The sequence below is a fragment of the Streptomyces sp. S.PB5 genome, from assembly GCF_030403745.1.
Taxonomy (GTDB): domain Bacteria; phylum Actinomycetota; class Actinomycetes; order Streptomycetales; family Streptomycetaceae; genus Streptomyces.
In genome coordinates, this window is record NZ_JAQMWP010000009.1 from 379,811 (window position 1) to 396,751 (window position 16,941).

The 16,941-nt window shown below is 71.0% G+C and carries 18 protein-coding genes; 10 read left to right on the forward strand and 8 right to left on the reverse strand.

Annotated elements, in window-relative coordinates; translation table 11 throughout:
- Window positions 1–117: 117 nt before the first annotated feature.
- Window positions 118–354 (forward strand): hypothetical protein, encoded by a 237-nt coding sequence (locus PH203_RS25335; RefSeq protein WP_354671258.1) that lies wholly within the window; start codon window positions 118–120, stop codon window positions 352–354.
- 129 nt (window positions 355–483) lie between these two features.
- Here the strand turns inward: PH203_RS25335 and PH203_RS25340 are convergent, their stop codons facing one another.
- The 7 genes from PH203_RS25340 to PH203_RS25370 all read right to left on the reverse strand — a co-directional run bounded on the left by PH203_RS25340 (window position 484) and on the right by PH203_RS25370 (window position 7,443).
- Window positions 484–1,185: an LAETG motif-containing sortase-dependent surface protein gene (locus PH203_RS25340; RefSeq protein ID WP_289922780.1), complete on the reverse strand. Its 702-nt coding sequence runs from the start codon at window positions 1,183–1,185 to the stop codon at window positions 484–486.
- 150 nt (window positions 1,186–1,335) lie between these two features.
- A complete protein-coding gene (locus PH203_RS25345) occupies window positions 1,336–2,457 on the reverse strand; it encodes an LOG family protein (RefSeq protein ID WP_289922781.1) in 1,122 nt (373 codons plus the stop codon).
- Between the two features lie 74 nt (window positions 2,458–2,531).
- Window positions 2,532–2,951 (reverse strand): VOC family protein, encoded by a 420-nt coding sequence (locus tag PH203_RS25350; protein WP_289922782.1) that lies wholly within the window; start codon window positions 2,949–2,951, stop codon window positions 2,532–2,534.
- Between the two features lie 100 nt (window positions 2,952–3,051).
- Window positions 3,052–4,617: a hypothetical protein gene (locus PH203_RS25355; protein WP_289922783.1), complete on the reverse strand. Its 1,566-nt coding sequence runs from the start codon at window positions 4,615–4,617 to the stop codon at window positions 3,052–3,054.
- A complete protein-coding gene (locus PH203_RS25360; RefSeq protein WP_289922784.1) occupies window positions 4,599–5,339 on the reverse strand; it encodes an ATP-binding cassette domain-containing protein in 741 nt (246 codons plus the stop codon). Before PH203_RS25360 ends, PH203_RS25355 begins: the two co-directional genes overlap by 19 nt.
- A gap of 204 nt (window positions 5,340–5,543) precedes the next feature.
- A complete protein-coding gene (locus PH203_RS25365) occupies window positions 5,544–6,908 on the reverse strand; it encodes an aspartate aminotransferase family protein (protein ID WP_289922785.1) in 1,365 nt (454 codons plus the stop codon).
- A gap of 19 nt (window positions 6,909–6,927) precedes the next feature.
- Window positions 6,928–7,443 carry an Lrp/AsnC family transcriptional regulator gene (locus PH203_RS25370; protein ID WP_289922786.1) on the reverse strand — a complete coding sequence of 172 codons (516 nt, stop codon included), beginning with the start codon at window positions 7,441–7,443 and terminating at the stop codon, window positions 6,928–6,930.
- Between the two features lie 197 nt (window positions 7,444–7,640).
- Between PH203_RS25370 and PH203_RS25375 the strand changes: the two genes are divergently transcribed.
- Window positions 7,641–9,080: a gamma-aminobutyraldehyde dehydrogenase gene (locus tag PH203_RS25375; RefSeq protein ID WP_289922787.1), complete on the forward strand. Its 1,440-nt coding sequence runs from the start codon at window positions 7,641–7,643 to the stop codon at window positions 9,078–9,080.
- A gap of 78 nt (window positions 9,081–9,158) precedes the next feature.
- Here the strand turns inward: PH203_RS25375 and PH203_RS25380 are convergent, their stop codons facing one another.
- Entirely contained in the window at window positions 9,159–9,713 is a 555-nt protein-coding gene (locus tag PH203_RS25380; protein ID WP_289922788.1) for a hypothetical protein, read from the reverse strand.
- Window positions 9,714–9,841: 128 nt separating this feature from the next.
- Here PH203_RS25380 and PH203_RS25385 point away from each other — a divergent pair, with 128 nt between their 5' ends.
- From PH203_RS25385 to PH203_RS25420, 8 genes are all read left to right on the forward strand, one after another.
- Window positions 9,842–10,495 carry a response regulator transcription factor gene (locus PH203_RS25385; RefSeq protein ID WP_289922789.1) on the forward strand — a complete coding sequence of 218 codons (654 nt, stop codon included), beginning with the start codon at window positions 9,842–9,844 and terminating at the stop codon, window positions 10,493–10,495.
- Window positions 10,495–11,724, forward strand: coding sequence for an ATP-binding protein (locus PH203_RS25390; RefSeq protein WP_289922790.1), 1,230 nt, complete (start codon window positions 10,495–10,497; stop codon window positions 11,722–11,724). Before PH203_RS25385 ends, PH203_RS25390 begins: the two co-directional genes overlap by 1 nt.
- 184 nt (window positions 11,725–11,908) lie before the next feature.
- The gene (locus PH203_RS25395; protein ID WP_289922791.1) at window positions 11,909–14,443 is read left to right on the forward strand and encodes a hypothetical protein; all 2,535 of its coding nucleotides are present in this window, start codon (window positions 11,909–11,911) and stop codon (window positions 14,441–14,443) included.
- A 14-nt stretch (window positions 14,444–14,457) separates the two neighbouring features.
- The gene (locus PH203_RS25400; RefSeq protein ID WP_289922792.1) at window positions 14,458–14,868 is read left to right on the forward strand and encodes a hypothetical protein; all 411 of its coding nucleotides are present in this window, start codon (window positions 14,458–14,460) and stop codon (window positions 14,866–14,868) included.
- Between the two features lie 108 nt (window positions 14,869–14,976).
- Window positions 14,977–15,363, forward strand: a complete 387-nt coding sequence (locus tag PH203_RS25405; protein ID WP_289922793.1) for a sortase-dependent protein — start codon at window positions 14,977–14,979, stop codon at window positions 15,361–15,363.
- A complete protein-coding gene (locus PH203_RS25410; protein WP_289922794.1) occupies window positions 15,360–15,983 on the forward strand; it encodes a class F sortase in 624 nt (207 codons plus the stop codon). The genes PH203_RS25405 and PH203_RS25410 overlap by 4 nt, the downstream gene beginning before the upstream one ends.
- Window positions 15,980–16,471, forward strand: coding sequence for an RNA polymerase sigma factor (locus tag PH203_RS25415; protein WP_289922795.1), 492 nt, complete (start codon window positions 15,980–15,982; stop codon window positions 16,469–16,471). Before PH203_RS25410 ends, PH203_RS25415 begins: the two co-directional genes overlap by 4 nt.
- A complete protein-coding gene (locus tag PH203_RS25420) occupies window positions 16,455–16,940 on the forward strand; it encodes a hypothetical protein (protein WP_289922796.1) in 486 nt (161 codons plus the stop codon). The genes PH203_RS25415 and PH203_RS25420 overlap by 17 nt, the downstream gene beginning before the upstream one ends.
- Window position 16,941: the final 1 nt, after the last annotated feature.

Consider the following 16,941-nt stretch of genomic DNA (forward strand, 5'->3'; position numbering starts at 1 on the left):
CGCGCTGGCGGGGTGCCTCCCCCAGAGGGGGCCCCCAGCGCCCACCCGTGCCGCCCTAGGCGGCAGGTATGCCCGCGGGCCGGGTGGGTTGCGCGGTGCCGCCGGGCAGGCCGCCGCATGGCCGAGGTGTGGGCCTGGGCCGGATTCTGGGTGTGCCGGATGTCGTGCGAGCTCACCGTCCACCGGGGCGACGCGACGCTCGTCGCGGGCCTGCCGTACGAGGTCGTGTCGGCGATCGCCGACGGCGTCATCGAATGTCGGCGCGGTCACGGGAAGGTGACCGTCACGTTCGAGGGGTCGCTGACCGCTGTGTTGCTCGCCCTCTACCGTCGACTGCCGTTGGGCAGCGCGTAGTTGGAGCTGCTGGAGTTCTGGCTGGAGCGGGCCGCCTTCGGGCGAGCCGTCCTCCGATATGACCGTCGATATGACGGTGGCCCGCCCTCTGACGGAGGGCGGGCCACGGCAGGTACTGCTCGTGAGGCGTCAGCGGCTGCTGCTCGCCCCACGTCGGCGCATGCCGAAGTAGACGGCGCCTCCGCCGATGGCGACCAGGGCGGCCGCCACGCCGGCGATGATGCCGGTGTTGGAGTTGGCGCCGGTCTCGGCGAGGTTGGAGTCACCGGCCGCCGGGGTCGGGGCGTTGCTCGGGGTCGAGGCCGGGGCCGTGCTCTCGCTCTCCGAGGCCGACGGGGTCGGGCTCGGGGATTCCTCGGCCGGGGTGGACGCGGAGTCCGACGGGGACGGGGTGGCCGTCGGGGTCGGGGACTCCTCCTCCTCCTTGCAGGCCGTGGCCGGGGTCGTCAGGTTGGGCTTGATGTCCTCGTCGACGTAGCCCTTGGCCGTGACGTGGACGCGGTACTCGGCGTTCGGCTTCCAGTCCTCGGTGAAGGTGATGGTGGTGCCTTGGCGAGAACCCTTCACCACCTGCTCGCCGACCTTCTTCAGGTCGGCGCCGTTGTTCTGCAGGTAGACGGTGATGGTCGCCGGCACGCCGGCCGGGTCCACGTCGGTGACGGTGATGATGCCGTTCTTGCCGTCGCACTTGGCTTCGGCGGAGAACTCGTTGATGTTGCAGGCGATCGCGTTGCCTGCGACGCCGAGCGCGAGCGCGGCTGCGGCGGAGGCGACACCGAGGGCACGCGCGGAACGTGCGACGGTGCGACGGGATATGGACAGAACTGGCACGTTTGTCCTTTACAAGGGGTGCAAATGCGGGGGGTTGAGGGAGAGGTGATGGTGAGGCATCACGCTTCCCTGGAGACTCACAGGTTTATAAGTGCAGCATAAGGAGTGTCAACGTGTAGAGGCGTCAACTGTGTTGCTTTTGCCGACTTATTAAGCGCCAAGACGTTTCAACGCCGCTGGAGCCTCCTCGATTCGGTCAACCAGGGCGATTCGCGACTCCATCGACCGCTCCCGGGCGAGTGCCTGCAACAGCGGCCACGTCGGCAGCCTCTCGGTCCAGTGCGCCCGGTCCACGAGCACCATCGGCGTCGGCTTCCCGCGCGACTCGTAGTAGTTGGGCGTCGCGTTGTCGAAGATCTCCTGTACGGTCCCGGCGGCGCCCGGAAGGAACACCACACCGGCGTTCGAGCGGGCCAGCAGGCCGTCCTCGCGGGTGGCGTTGGCGAAGTACTTGGCGATGTGCGAGGCGAAGGGGTTCGGCGGCTCATGGCCGTAGAACCAGGTCGGGATGCCGACGGAGGTGCCGCCGCGCGGCCAGCGGGACCGCACGTCGAAGGCGGCCGCCGCCCAGTCCGTGACGGAGGGCGTGAACTTCGGTGCCTTGGCGAGGAGTTGGAGGACCTCGGCCAGCATTCCGTCGTCGAAGGGCGCGGCGTACGCGCCCAGGTTCGCCGCCTCCATCGCACCGGGGCCGCCGCCCGTGGCCACCGTGAAGCCGGCTCGGGTCAGCTCACGGCCGAGGCGCGCGGCACCGGCGTACGCGTCCGTGCCGCGGGCCATCGCGTGGCCGCCCATGACGCCGACGACCCTTGTGCCCCTGAGCAGTTCGTCGATCGCGTCCGAGACGGCGTCGTCGTGGATCGAGCGGAGCATCGAGGCGAGTATGTCCCCGTCGGCCTTCGTCTCCTGGAACCAGGCGTACGCACGGGCGTCGAGCGTTTCCTCGTACCCCTTGTCGAGACCGGCGAAGAGTTCGTCCGGGGAGTAGAGCAGGCCCCGGTACGGGTCGAAGGGGAGGTCCGGGGCGGGCGGGAAGACCATCGCGCCGTCCGCGCGGACCTTCGCCGCCGCGTCCTCGCGCATCGGGCAGCCGAGGAAGACGGCGCCCGCGGTGTCCGTGGCGAGCAACTCCCTTGTGCGGTCCGTCAGATCGACGGCCTGCACGCGGAAGCCGGCGAGGGTGCCGCGGGCCGAGACCGTCGCGTCGAACTCGTCGAGGGTCTCGATCTCACGGTCGTCGTGGTGGGCCGCATGGGCGGGCATCGTCTGCACCCGCCCATGCTATGCACGGCCTCTGCTCTGCATGGCTTCCGCGGTGGTGTCCGCGGTGGTGTCCGCAGGGGGGTTCAGCCTGCCAGTGCGGCCGGGTCCATCCACACGACCTCCCAGGTGTGGCCGTCGAGGTCGTCGAAGGCGCGGCCGTACATGAAGCCGGGGTCCTGGACCTTGTCCGACACCGTGCCGCCCGCGGCGGCGGCCTTCTCGACCAGCTCGTCGACCTTCTCGCGGCTCTCGGCGCTCAGACAGATCAGCACCTCGCTGGTCGTGGTGGCGTCCGCGATGTCCTTCTTCGTGAAGGTCGAGTAGAACGGCTTCGTCAGCAGCATCGCGACGATCGTGTCGCTGATCACCACGGATGCCGCGTTCTCGTCGCTGAACTGGGCGTTGATCGAGTAGCCGAGCTCGGTGAAGAACTTCTTCGAGGCGTCGAGGTCGTTGACCGGCAGGTTGAGGAAGACCATCTGCTGGTAGGGCGTGGCGGTCATGTCGGGTCTCTCCCATCGGGGTTGTTGTGTTCGGTGGGTAGACCGGGGCGCCGATCGGAACTCATCGGTGGGCGGTCACTTTTTTCTTACGAGCCGCGGGTCAGGGGGTCAGGGGCATCGCTGCGAGCTCCGCGACGAGGAGGGTGAGGGGGCCGAAGAGGGCGAGCACTGCGGCTGTGCGGAGGGCGGCTGCGCTGCGGAGCATCGTTGCCGGGGCGCCGAGGCGGAGGAGGGCGGCGGTGGTGTCCGCGCGGGCCTGTTTCGCCTCCGCTGCCGCGGTGAGGAGGGTCGCGAGGGCGCAGCCCGTCACCAGGAGGGTGCCGAGGGTGGTGAGCGGGCCGAAGGTGTCCGTCGTGGGGTTGTGGAGTTCCGCCATGGCGTAGGTGGCGGAGGCCACTGCGCAGACCACGCCCAGGGGGCGGCCGATGCGGGTGGCTTCCTCCATGAGGACCCGGCCCGCGAGCAGGCGCAGGGCGCCCGGGTGGAGCGACTGGAGGAGGCGGCCGCAGAGGTGCGTGAGGCCGGGGCCGGCCAGGGCGAGGCCGGTGGCGGTGAGGAGCCAGCCGAGGAGGACCGCGGTGGGGCCGGGGGTGAGGCCGCCGGGCATGGTGAGGGTGGGGGTGTTGGTGGCTCGGGCGGAGTAGGCCTCTACGGCCAGGCCTGCGGCGAGTACGGCGATGCCCCAGGGGAGGCCCTTGGGGGCGTCCTTGGGCGGCTGGGGGAGGTTGTGGGGGGCGAGGTCGGTGGGCGGGTGCTCGTGGGTGGGGGTTGCTGTGGCGGGGGTTTCGCTTGTCCGCGCTTGCGGGGTGCCTCCCTCGGAGGGGGGACCCCCAGCGCCCACCCGTGCCGCCCCAGCGGCACGACCGCCCGCAGGCTGGGCGGGCGCGGCCGGCTCAGCGGATTCGGCAGTGCCGCCGGGCTCGCGGCCGTAAGTCCCCGCGTCGCGGCGGCCGTCGGTACCCGCGTCGCCATGACCGTCGGTGCCAGTGACGCTGCGGCCGTCGGTACCCGTGGCGCCGCGACCGCCCGTCCCCCCGCGGCGGAGCTGGGAGCCGAATCTTCCGTAGGTGCCGAAGGTTTCCCTTGTGCTCGTTCTGCCGTATGCGCCGAAGCGGCCGTAGGAGCGGGCGGCTTGTCGGGTTGTGGCTGTGCGGGTGTCCTTCGGGCGGTGGAGGAGGGCGACTGCCACCGAGGCGGTCACCGGGACCAGGCCCAGCAGGGTCAGGGCTGCCGGGAGCGGGAGGGATTCGCCCGCTGCCAGGAATTCCGCCGCCGCTCCGTCGAAGGGCATGCCCGTCAGGTCGCCCCGCAGGTGGAGGAAGAACAGCAGCGCCAGCATGGAGCCCAGCGTGCAGGACAGGGCCGTTGTCGCCGCCGAGACGGCCATCAGGCGGGCTGGGCCCAGGCCGATCGCCGCGAGGCCCGGGCGGGGGCGGGTGCCCGGGTCCGTGCGGGCGACCGTGACCGCGAAGTAGACCGTTGCGGCCAGCGGCGTCAGGCACCACGCCAGGCGGAGCAGCGAACCCGACGGGTCGTCCTGGTGGGTCATCGCGTAGCCGAGGGTGCACAGCAGGAGGAAGCCGGTGCCTGCCGCCGCCGTCGCCACCAGCAGGCGGCGCAGCTGGACGGCCGGCTTCGCGCCGCGGGTCAGACGGAGAGCGACCACGCGGCCCGGCCTTCCGACTCGGTGACCGGGGGGAGGTGGACCGTGTTCACCCTGCGGCCGTCCAGGAGGGAGATCGTGCGGTCGGCCAGTGCCGCCGTTTCCGCCTCGTGCGTCGCCAGGACCACCGTGATGCCGTGCGAGCGGGCCGCCGTGGTGAGGGTGCGGAGCACGTGGGCGCGGTCCGCGCGGTGCAGCGGGGCTGTCGGTTCGTCCGCGAACAGGACCGTGGGGGCCGGGGCCAACGCCCTCGCGATGCAGACCCGCTGGCGTTCCGCCTGCTGCAGCTCGTGCGGGCGCTTCCTCGTCTTGTCGCCCACGTCCAGGCGCTCCAGCCACTCCAGGGCCGCCGTCTTCGCGCGGCGGCGGCTCGTGCCGCGGAGCATCAGGGGGAGGGCCGCGTTCTCCCAGACGTTCAGCTCGGGGACGAGGACCGGGGCCGGGTCGATCCAGCCGAAGCGGTCGCGGCGCAGACGCTCGCGGGTGCCCGGGCCCATCGTGTGGACGGGCACGCTGTTGAACCAGACCTCGCCGCGCTGGGCCGGGACCAGGCCGGACAGACAGTGCAGGAGGGTCGTCTTGCCGCTGCCGCGCGGGCCGCTGACGGCGAGGATCTCGCCCTCCTGGACGCCGAGCGAGACCCCGCCGAGGCCGGGGGAGCCGTCCTTGTGGGTGAAGTGCAGGGCGCGTGCCCAAAGGACGTCGTTGTCGGGCGGGGCCACCATCGCGTACACCTCGGTTCAGATCCTTTTGCCTTGCCAAATCCCCCGTGCGGGGGAACGAAGACAGGGCCGATCGGTTACCAGGCACGCTAGAGAGACGGGGCCGGAACCCCGGACAGCACGCGGCCCGGGGTGCACCGTTCTCACTCGGACGGGTGCACCCGGGCCGTATAAGCGGCTAACCGCTGAGCGGCTGACCGCCGGAGGCTAGAGCTTGGTCCAGGCCTCGGTCAGCGTCGCGCGCAGGATCTGCTCGATCTCGTCGAAGGTCCCCTGGTCGGAGATCAGCGGCGGGGCGAGCTGGACGACCGGGTCGCCACGGTCGTCGGCGCGGCAGTACAGGCCGTTGTCGTACAGCGCCTTGGAGAGGAAGCCGTAGAGGACCCGCTCGGTCTCGTCGGCGTCGAAGGACTCCTTGGTGGCCTTGTCCTTGACGAGCTCGATGCCGTAGAAGAAGCCGTTTCCGCGGACGTCGCCGACGATCGGCAGGTCGTGGAGCTTCTCCAGGGTGGCGCGGAAGGCGCCCTCGTTGTCGAGGACGTGCTGGTTGAGGCCCTCGCGCTCGAACAGGTCGAGGTTGGCGAGGCCGACCGCCGCGGAGACCGGGTGGCCGCCGAAGGTGTAGCCGTGCAGGAAGGTGTTGTCGCCCTTGTAGAACGGCTCGGCGAGGCGGTCGGAGATGATGCAGGCGCCGATCGGGGAGTAGCCCGAGGTCATGCCCTTGGCGCAGGTGATCATGTCCGGGACGTAGTCGAACTTGTCGCAGGCGAAGGTCGTGCCGAGGCGGCCGAAGGCGCAGATCGTCTCGTCGGAGACGAGCAGGACGTCGTACTGGTCGCAGATCTCGCGCACCCGCTGGAAGTAGCCGGGCGGGGGCGGGAAGCAGCCGCCCGCGTTCTGGACCGGCTCCAGGAAGACCGCGGCGACCGTGTCCGGGCCCTCGAAGAGGATCTGCTGCTCGATCTGGTCGGCGGCCCAGCGGCCGAAGGCCTCGGGGTCGTCGCCGAAGAGCGGGGCGCGGTAGATGTTGGTGTTCGGGACCTTGTGCGCGCCGGGGACCAGCGGCTCGAAGGGGGCCTTGAGGGCCGGCAGGCCGGTGATGGACAGGGCGCCCTGCGGGGTGCCGTGGTAGGCGACCGCGCGGGAGATGACCTTGTACTTGGTGGGCTTGCCGGTGAGCTTGAAGTACTGCTTGGCGAGCTTCCAGGCGGTCTCGACCGCCTCGCCGCCGCCGGTGGTGAAGAAGACCTTGTTGAGGTCGCCGGGGGCCTCGTGCGCGAGGCGCTCGGCCAGTTCGACGGCCTTCGGGTGGGCGTAGGACCACACCGGGAAGAACGCGAGTTCCTGCGCCTGCTTGAAGGCGGTCTCGGCGAGTTCCGTACGGCCGTGGCCGGCCTGGACCACGAACAGGCCCGCGAGACCGTCGAGGTAGCGCTTGCCCTTGTCGTCGTAGATGTAGGTGCCCTCACCCCGGACGATGGTCGGGACCGGGGAGTTCTCGTACGAGGACATGCGGGTGAAGTGCATCCACAGGTGGTCGTACGCGGTCTGGCTGAGGTCCTTGGAGCTCACGGTTATCGGGTCCTCACGGTTATCGGGTTCCCCACATGTAGGTCTGCTTCTTGAGCTTCAGATAAACGAAGCTCTCGGTGGAGCGCACTCCGGGGATGAGTCGGATGCGTTTGTTGATGACCTCCAGAAGGTGGTCGTCGTCCTCGCAGACGATCTCCACCATCAGGTCGAAGGAGCCGGCGGTCATCACCACGTACTCGCACTCGGACATGGAGGTCAGCGCGTCGGCCACGGACTCGACATCGCCCTCGACGTGGATGCCCACCATCGCCTGGCGCCGGAAGCCCACGGTGAGCGGGTCGGTGACGGCGACGATCTGCATCACGCCCTGGTCGAGCAGCTTCTGGACGCGCTGGCGCACGGCCGCCTCGGAGAGGCCCACGGCCTTGCCGATGGCGGCGTACGGCCGGCGGCCGTCCTCCTGGAGCTGTTCGATGATGGCGAGGGAGACGGCATCCAGATGAGGAGTGCCGTTCCTGGACTCGCGGGAGTCCCTGTGCTCTGCGCTTCGACTGGCCACGACCTCACTGTGCACGACGTCTCGACGGTTTCGCAAGGCCATAGCGATGAAATTCGTTGTTTACGTGAGGGAGACCTGCGGATTTCGCAGCCCTGGCGGGATCGGGGGTGTTGAAAACGTGGGCGGGGCGTTTAGGGTGGGTGTCTCAACCAATGGACAGTCCAGTAATGGACGGTTCGAGCAGGACTTCGATCGGACACAGGAGGCCGGCAGTGAGCACCGAGCTGCGTCGTCTGCGCAACTACATCAACGGTGAGTTCCGGGACGCCGCCGACGGACGGACCACGGACGTCGTCAACCCCGCCACCGGCGAGGCGTACGCGACCGCGCCGCTGTCCGGGCAGGCGGACGTCGACGCCGCGATGGCCGCGGCCGCCGCGGCCTTCCCGGGATGGCGCGACACGACGCCCGCCGAGCGGCAGAAGGCCCTCCTGAAGATCGCGGACGCGTTCGAGGAGCGGGCCGAGGAGCTCATCGCGGCGGAGGTCGAGAACACCGGGAAGCCGACCGGGCTGACGCGGTCGGAGGAGATTCCTCCGATGGTCGACCAGATCCGGTTCTTCGCCGGTGCGGCGCGGATGCTGGAGGGCCGGTCCGCCGGTGAGTACATGGAGGGGATGACCTCGATCATCCGCCGTGAGCCGGTGGGTGTGTGCGCGCAGGTCGCGCCCTGGAACTACCCGATGATGATGGCCGTATGGAAGTTCGCGCCGGCGATCGCGGCCGGCAACACGGTCGTTCTGAAGCCGTCGGACACGACCCCGGCTTCCACCGTCCTCATCGCCGAGATCCTCGGGTCGATCCTCCCCAAGGGTGTCTTCAACGTCGTCACGGGTGACCGTGACACCGGGCGGCTGATGGTCGAGCACCCGATCCCCGCCATGGCCTCCATCACCGGGTCCGTGCGCGCGGGTATGTCCGTCGCCGAGTCCGCTTCCAAGGACCTCAAGCGGGTTCACCTGGAGCTGGGCGGCAAGGCGCCGGTCGTCGTCTTCGACGACACCGACATCGCCAAGGCCGTCGAGGACATCTCCGTCGCGGGGTTCTTCAACGCCGGGCAGGACTGTACGGCCGCCACGCGTGTCCTCGTGCAGGAGGGCATCCACGACGAGTTCGTCGCCGCGCTCGCGAAGGCCGCCGCCGAGACGAAGACCGGGCAGCCCGACGACGAGGACGTGCTCTTCGGTCCCCTCAACAACCCGAACCAGCTCAAGCAGGTCTCCGGGTTCATCGAGCGGCTGCCGGCCCACGCGAAGGTCGAGGCCGGTGGCCACCAGGTCGGTGAGAAGGGGTACTTCTACGCCCCGACCGTCGTTTCCGGGCTCAAGCAGGACGACGAGATCATCCAGAACGAGGTCTTCGGGCCCGTCATCACCGTCCAGTCCTTCTCCGACGAGGACCAGGCCGTCGAGTGGGCCAACGGCGTGGACTACGCGCTGGCTTCGTCGGTGTGGACCAAGGACCACGGGCGCGCGATGCGCATGTCCAAGAGGCTGGACTTCGGGTGCGTGTGGATCAACACGCACATTCCGCTGGTGGCGGAGATGCCGCACGGCGGGTTCAAGAAGTCCGGGTACGGCAAGGACCTGTCGGGTTACGGGTTTGAGGACTACACGCGGATCAAGCACGTGATGACGTCCCTGGACGCGTAGTCCGTACGGCAGCGCACAGCGGCCCCGGAGGGGAATGAACTCCCTTCCGGGGCCGCTGTGTTCCCCCCTCCTCGGTGGTCAGGCCTCCTCCGTGTGCGCCTTCTTTGCGGGCCCCTTCTCCATGTCCCCGCGCAGCCGCGGGAGTTCGTCGCCGTCCGGGTGGCCCGGCAGGTCCGGCGGGCGGATTCCGTCAGGGGCCGCCGGGAGGGTGATGCCGGCCTCCTTCAGGATCGGGAAGCACTTCTCGACGGCCTTGCGGTAGTCCTCGGCGATGAGGTCCGGGCGCTCGTCGGTCCCGTCGGACTTCATCCTCACCTGCAGGCGGATCTCGCCGTTCTCGTCCTTCTCCGCGTGGAAGTCGGGGTAGGCGGTCTGACCCTCGCCCCGCATGCACGCGGCGAATTCGTCGTTGGCCTCGTTGACGTCGTCCGGGGCGTGTTCCGTGGGCTCGTAGCCGATCGCGAGGCCCGGTCGCGTGTGCCGGGGCGGGTCGTCGGTGGAGCCGGTGGAGCCGGTGGAGCCGGAGGAGTCGGATGCGGCGGCCGTCGAGGCGCTGACCGTGCCCAGGGTGACGGCCGTGATCGCGGCCAGGGCCAGGGCCATTCGCCGGGGCCGCGTGGGCGGTGTGGGCATGGGGTCCTCCAGATCGTCCGGTCGGTGCCGGGAGTCGGTTACGTCGTCCAGGCAACCGGGGGAGCGGTTACGGCACGGGAACGGCCGTCCTTATCGCCGTGTAACCCCCCTCCCACGACACTGACCTCATGCGTGTGCTGGTGGTCGAGGACCACGAAGAACTCGCCGAGACCGTCGCCGCGGGGCTGCGTCGGGAGGGGATGGCGGTCGACCTGGCCTTCGACGGGCCGACCGCGCTGGAGCGGGCCGAGATCAACGGGTACGACGTCGTCGTGCTCGACCGTGATCTGCCCGGGGTGCACGGGGACCAGGTCTGCCGGACGCTCGCGGAAGGCGACAGCCGGGCGCGGGTGTTGATGCTGACCGCGTCCGGGACGGTGGCCGACCGGGTGGCGGGGCTGGGGCTGGGTGCCGACGACTATCTGCCCAAGCCGTTCGCCTTCACCGAACTCGTCGCGCGGATACGGGCCTTGGCGCGGCGTGCGCAGCCCGCGTTGCCGCCGGTTCTCGTGCGGGGCGGACTGCGGCTCGATCCCGCCCGGCGTACCGCCACTCGGGAGGGGGCCCAACTGCAGCTCAGCCCCAAGGAGTTCGCCGTGCTCGAACTGCTCATGGCCGCGCAGGGCGGAGTGGTCTCCGCGGAGGAGCTTCTCGAACGGGCCTGGGACGAGGCCGCCGATCCCTTCAGCCAGACCGTGAAGGTCACGGTGAGCCGGCTGCGGCGGAAGCTGGGGGAGCCGCCGCTGATCGAGACCGTCGAGCGGGCGGGGTATCGGCTCTGATGCGGGCACGTGGGCGGCTCGCGCAGGCGCGGGCACGTGGGCGGCTGGCGGAGGTGCGGGCGCCCGGGTGGCTCGCGCAGGTGCGAGTGCGGGGTCCGCGCTCCATCCGGTGGCGTCTCACCCTGCTCTACAGCGTGCTGTTCGCTGTCGCCGGCGCGGTGCTGCTCGCCTTCACGTACGTGCTCGTGGCCAACAGCGGGCCACGGCTCACTGGGGGTGCGCCGCAGGTCACGACCCGGCAAGAGGGGTCTCCCGCGCCGGATGCGGCGACCGTCGCCTCGTATGTCGAGGCTCGGCTGTCGGTGCTGCGGGACGAGCAACTGCGCCAGCTGCTCGTCGAGTCGGGCATCGCACTGGCCGTGATGACGGTGGCGTCCGTGGCGCTGGGGTGGCTGATGGCCGGGCGGGTGCTGGACCCGTTGCGGAGCATGACCGCGGCCGCCCGTCGGATCTCCGCCGACAATCTCCACGAGCGGCTCGCCGTGCCGGGGCCCGACGACGAGTTGAAGGCGATGGCGGACACCATCGACGCCGTACTCGCCCGCCTTGAGGGGGCGTTCGAGGCGCAGAAGGCCTTTGTCGCCAACGCCTCGCACGAGTTGCGGACCCCGCTCACCCTTCAGCAGACCGTCATCGACGTGACCCTCGCGGACTCCGACGCCTCTGTCGGGACCTTGCGGGCCGCGCTGGCGCGGGTGCGGGCGGCGGGGGAGGAGCAGGAGCGGTTGATCGAGGCCCTGTTGACACTCGCCCGAAGTCAACGGGGGCTGGAGCGGCGGGAGTTCGTCGACATCGCGGTGCTCGTGCGGGAGCGGCTGCCTTCGGCCGTACGGGTCGAGGCCCGGCTGGAGCCGGCTCCCGTGTTCGGGGATCCGCACCTCATCGAGCGGCTCGTCGTCAACCTCACCGACAACGCCGTACGGCACAACCTGGCGGATCCGCGGGCGAGTTGGGTGAGTGTGTGGACGGGGGTGGACGCCGCGGGGCGCCCTGGTCTCCGTATCGAGAACAGCGGTCCGGTGATTCCGGCGGATCAGGCGAGCGGGCTGTTCCAGCCGTTCCGGAGGCTGGGTCCTGAGCGGGTCCGAAAGCGCGACGGGCTCGGGCTCGGGATGTCGATCGTCGCGGCCGTCGTCGCCGCACACGGCGGCCGGGTGCTGGCGCGGACGCGGCCGGAGGGCGGGCTGGTGGTGGAGGTGGCGCTGCCGGTGGCGGCTGTGCCTGGCTGACCTGCGATGGCCTACGGCGGCCTGCGATGACCTCTGGCGGACCGGAGCAGGAGCCGCAGCCGCGATCGGAGCGGGTGGAGTTCGCCGAGCGGTCGAACGCGATTGTGGGACTGTAAAGGTATTTTTCCTGTGGTATCCGTCTCTTCATGAAGTCCACCTCTTCCGACAGCTGTGGGGTGTTCTCATGGGGCAGCAAGTCGTCGTCGACCTGAAGAAGATCGACTTACGGGACGATCCCGAGCTTCTGTCCCCGCCCCGGCTCGCCCCGCTGTACCGGTGCGCGACAGCCGTCACCGTTCTCGACTTCCTTCCGCTCGCCGACATCGACGTGGAGATCGATGGCGTCGTCGTCCTCAGTGCCCCGGTCGGCTTTCCGCTGCCGGTGGGGGCGACCCTCAAACTGCCGGCCCCTCTGGTGGCCGGGCAGACCGTCCGGGGCCGGCAGCGCCACAGCGGCCGCACCAGCGCCTGGTCCGCGCCGGAGCAGGTCCGCGACCACACCGTCGACCATCCGGCCGGACCGCCCCGCCCGCAGATCAGCCCCACCCCGCTCTTCGCCTGCGGGGCCCGCACCGGGGTGGACAACCTGCTGGCCGGCGGAAATGTGTGGATCACCGCGGACGGAACCGAGACCGGCCGCGTCGACGGCTGTGCGGTCCCGCGGCAGGGCGTCAGCGTCAACCCCTTCTTCGGCCTGGGGCAGTCGGTGCGGGCGCGGTTCGAACTGTGCGGCGACCTGAGCCCGTTCTCGCTGGAGCACCTCGTGCAGCCGGGACCGGTACCGCTGTCCGCGCCGGGGATCGCGCCGTTCTACGAGGGCGGCAGCCAGCTCACCGTCACAGGCGTCGCCAACGGCGCCCGCGTCTTTGTCACCCGCGGCGGCACACCGGCCGGCACCTATCGGTGCTGGGGAGGCTCGCTGCTGGTGACCTTCGGCTCGCCGTTCGGCGCGGGGGAGACGTTCACCGCCACCCAGCAGCTGTGCCCCACCGACCCGCCGAGCCCGCCCGGCACCGGCACTCCCCAGCCGTGCTCCAACCTGCCCGTGCCGGGAGTCGGCCCGCTGCAGGGCGGCGACACCTCGGTGACCATCACCGACTCCGTGCCCGGGGCGCAGATCAGGGTCTACGTCAATCTCGTCCAGGCCGGGCTGGGCAGCGCACCGCTGGTGGCGCTGAACCGGTCCGTCGCCGCCGGGGACACCGTGCACGTGGTGCAGTCCCTGCCCCCGGCCTGCCCGGCCCGCCTCGCCCTGCAGATCACGGTCGCCTGCGTGGACCCTCCGCGCGGCGAGGACCCCTCCGCGCTCGACCTCTTCCCGGTGGGATCCGACGATTACGCCGACGGGCCGGTCAAGGGCAGCGTGTACTACCCCGCCGAGGACGACGGCCCGGGCCGCCCCTTCAACGCGCGGCTCGCCGGGACCGGACGGGTGCCCGTCGTGTTCCTCGCACACGGCAACCACAGCCCCGCCGACCCCAGCCATCTCGGCTACGACTACTTCCAGCACAGCCTCGCGAAGGCCGGCATCATCGCCGTCTCCGTGGACTGCAACGCCCTCAACGGCCCCTTCGGCGGCGTCGCCAACATCGAGGACCGAGCCGATCTGATCATCGACTCCGTCCGGCACTTCCAGGGCCTGGACGGCGACCCGCAGTCCCGCTTCTTCGAGCGGATCGACTTCTCCCGGCTGGGGCTCATGGGGCATTCCCGCGGTGGCGACGCCGTGGTCACCCTGCCGACCGTGCTCCCGCCGATCGGGGTGAGCGTCCGGGCCGTCCTCGCCCTGGCGCCGACCAACTTCCGCTACTGGAGCGGACTGTCCACCATCCGCCCCAGCGGCCACGCCTTCCTGACGATCCTGCCGGCCGCCGACGGCGACGTCGTCGACAACAACGGTGCGCAGTTCTACGACCAGGCCGTGCCCGGCCCGTACAAGGCGCAGGAGTACGTGCACAGCACCAACCACAACTTCTTCAACCGGCAGTGGGCGCTCGACGACGGTGCCACACCCGTGGTGTCCCGGGGGCAGCACGAGCGGTTCCTCGACGTCTACGGGTCGGCCTTCTTCCGCTCGACGCTCCTCGGCCACGCCACCCGCGCCCACCTCGACGGCACCCGGCTGCCGGGCGGCGTGCTCACCTCGCTGGTGCACCAGTCCTTCGCCCAGGAGGACGCCCGGACCGTCGACGACCACGAGGACGGCAACGGGATCGCCCTCAACTCGCTGGGCCTGCCCACCGCGCAGTCCGGTGGAGCGGTGGCCGCGGAGTATCCGTTCGACCAGGTCGCGGGCGCGTTCAACGGGACCTTCTCCGGGCTGAGCACCGGCATGGTGCTGCAACCCCAGGAGACCGGCGCGACGTTCACCCAGACCGTGGGAACCCTCGACCTGCGGCGCACGGAGATCTGGCTGCGCGCGGCCGAGGTGGTCCTCAGTCCCTTGCCGGCGGGCGCGACCGGGTTCCTGCTGGGACTCGACGACGGGAAGACCGTCGCCTGGGTCGACTCCGACTCGGTGGGCGGGGTCCCCCGGCCCTTCCAGCGGCCCCGCGGGACGAAGACCATGCTCAAGACACTGCGGTTCCGAGCGGACTGTTTCCTGGCGGTCCGGCCCACTCTGCGGATCGACCGGATCCAGAAGATCCACATCAAGTACGACCGTCAGGGGCGCCGCCCCCTGGCCTTCGACGACCTGCAACTGGTCAAGCAGCCCTGAAGGAGCGCCTCGTCATGACAACGGATCCCGGCGAACCCGAACCCTCCGGCCCCGAGCCGCGGTTCGAACTGCCCCGCGTTCTCCAGGTGACGGCCCGGCGTGTCCGGCACGCATGGCGCCGCCCGCGCAATTTCGACTCGGAACTGCCGGCCGAGGGGGAGGTCGCGGAGTTCCTGGTGGAGACCGACGCCGCCGTCCCCACCCGGGCGCTGGGTCCCGTACTGCACGTGGGGGAGACCGTGCTGCTGGAATCCGCGGCGGTGGACCCCACCCACTACCGGTTCCTCGGGCCCGATCCCGAGCGGCTGCGCCCCGGAACCCCCATCTCGCTCGGCTGGAGCGGACAGGAGGACGCCGAACGCGCCACACCGTTCCGTTTCGCGGGCTGGGACGCCGAGCGGACCGTTTCCCGCGCGGACGACTGAGCCGTCCCGGCGGCTTTGCCATCTCTTTACAACCCGTGCCGTCGCTGTCTCGTCTCTCCGCTCGATCCGTCCGCACCGCGCGGCCGGACCGACGAAAGAGAGCGTTTCATGCGCCGAACCGGCCTCAGTGCCCTGGCACTCGCCTGCACCGCCGTACTGGCGGGCGCGGTGCCCGCGTTCGCCGACGGGGGGAGCACTGCCCCGAGCCCCGCACCGACTGCCTCGACCGTTCCGAGCGAGGCGCCGACCCCGGTGCCCAGCGACGCGCCCTCCGACCCGACGACCGCCCCGTCGGCCGAGCCGAGCGCCGTCCCGACCGAGGCGCCCGGCGGTCAGGTCTCCGTCGTGCCCAGCGGCGCGCCCGACACCGGCGTCGCCTCGTCGTCCGGGTCCGGCGGCTCGGGCGTGCTGATCGGCGGCGGTGCCGCTTCGGCCGTCGTGCTGACCGGCGGTGCCGTTCTTCTCGTACGGCGTCGGCGGGCGACCGGCGTATGAGTCCGCTCTCCAGGCGTGCCTTCGCCGCAGCGGTGCTGACCACGCCGTTGCTCGCGGGGTGCGGCGGATCGGGGAGCGGTTCCTCGGGCGCGCCGGACAGCCCTCCGAGGAGCGCGCCCTCCTCCGGCAAGTCGGCCGCACCGCGAGGCCGTTCGGTGCCGGTGCGGCTGCGGATACCGGACATCGGCGTCGACACCCCCGTCATGCGACTGGGGCTGGCAGCGGACGGCACCGTCGAGGTGCCCCCGATCACCGCGCACGACCGGGCCGGCTGGTACGAGCACTCGCCGACCCCCGGCCAGACCGGGCCGTCGGTGATCCTCGGCCATGTCAGGGTCGGTTCGTACGGGGACGGGGTCTTCCGGCGGCTGGGGGAACTGCGCCGGGGTGACCGCATCGAGGCGCGTCTGGAGAACGGCGGGACGGCGGCGTTCGCCGTCACCGAGGTCCGTACCGTCGCCAAGGCCGACTTCCCGGCCGGGGCCGTGTACGGGAACGTCGACCGGCCCGAGCTGCGTCTCATCACATGCGGCGGACCCCGGAGCGGTGCCGGGTACCGCGACAACGTGATCGTCTTCGCCGCTTCGACCGATGCCGCCGGCGATACGGGAGAACGTTGAAACGATCCCGAGAGAGGGCGGCGTCCGAGCTGTTCGCCGCCCTCTATCCGCGCCTCGCCGGCTGGTGCCGTCGGCTGGTGGACGACGACGAGACGGCCCATGAGATCGCCTCGGAGGCGTTCACCCGGCTGTGGGCGCGCTGGACGGCCGTCGAGGAACCGCGCGGCTTCCTGTACGTCACCGCGGCCAACCTCGTCCGTGACCACTGGCGCAAGCTGGAGCGCGAGCGCCGGGCGGTGCGGCGAGTCGGCAACGAGGTCGCGGTGAGCCCGTACGGCCAACAGGCCGACCCCTCCGTACGGCTGCTCGTGCAGTCGCTGCCCGAGCGACTGCGCGTCCCGATCCTGCTGCACTACTACGCTGACATGCCGATCCGAGAGGTGTCCGTGCTGACCGGACGCAAGGAAGGAACCGTCAAGGCCGACCTCCACGCGGCCCGCGAACTGCTCCGCGCCCATCTGAGGAGAAGCCTTGATCACACGCCCTGACGACGACCCGGACCTCGACCCCGACGACCCGCTCGCCGTCATCCTGCGGCCCGCCGACGCCCATCTCGGGCCACCGCCCGGCCGTTACGAGGCGATCCGCCGCGGCGCGAGCCGGCGCAAGCTGCTGCGCGCGGCGGCGGGGACCGCGGTGGCCTGCGGGCTCGCCGCAGCCGTACTGCTTCCGCTGCGGCCGGCGGCGTCCGAGGGGCCCGCGTCGCCGACGGTTCCGCTCGCCCCGCCCCCGGCGAGCAGTCCGCCGCCGGCCACCTCGTCGGCACCGTCCGGTCCCAGTGCCGGTCCCAGCGCGCTGCCCACGACCGAGGTCCCCGGCAAGCCGTCGTCGGGTCCGTCGCAGTCGCCGACCCCGACCGAGCCCGCGTCAAGCCCGACGGAGGCGCCCGTCCCGACCGGCCTGTCCGATCCGACCGCGGTGCCCTCGACCGAGCCGTCGGACGGCGCCCCGCAATAGT

Bases quoted from the DNA above. Each gene is read 5' to 3' on its own strand.
- PH203_RS25385 (WP_289922789.1), top strand. From the start codon at position 9,842: ATGCGTGTGCTGGTGGTCGAGGACCACGAAGAACTCGCCGAGACCGTC.
- PH203_RS25380 (WP_289922788.1), bottom strand. From the start codon at position 9,713: ATGCCCACACCGCCCACGCGGCCCCGGCGAATGGCCCTGGCCCTGGCC.
- PH203_RS25395 (WP_289922791.1), top strand. From the start codon at position 11,909: ATGGGGCAGCAAGTCGTCGTCGACCTGAAGAAGATCGACTTACGGGAC.
- PH203_RS25410 (WP_289922794.1), top strand. From the start codon at position 15,360: ATGAGTCCGCTCTCCAGGCGTGCCTTCGCCGCAGCGGTGCTGACCACG.
- PH203_RS25390 (WP_289922790.1), top strand. From the start codon at position 10,495: ATGCGGGCACGTGGGCGGCTCGCGCAGGCGCGGGCACGTGGGCGGCTG.
- PH203_RS25400 (WP_289922792.1), top strand. From the start codon at position 14,458: ATGACAACGGATCCCGGCGAACCCGAACCCTCCGGCCCCGAGCCGCGG.
- PH203_RS25405 (WP_289922793.1), top strand. From the start codon at position 14,977: ATGCGCCGAACCGGCCTCAGTGCCCTGGCACTCGCCTGCACCGCCGTA.
- PH203_RS25360 (WP_289922784.1), bottom strand. From the start codon at position 5,339: ATGGTGGCCCCGCCCGACAACGACGTCCTTTGGGCACGCGCCCTGCAC.
- PH203_RS25335 (WP_354671258.1), top strand. From the start codon at position 118: ATGGCCGAGGTGTGGGCCTGGGCCGGATTCTGGGTGTGCCGGATGTCG.
- PH203_RS25350 (WP_289922782.1), bottom strand. From the start codon at position 2,951: ATGACCGCCACGCCCTACCAGCAGATGGTCTTCCTCAACCTGCCGGTC.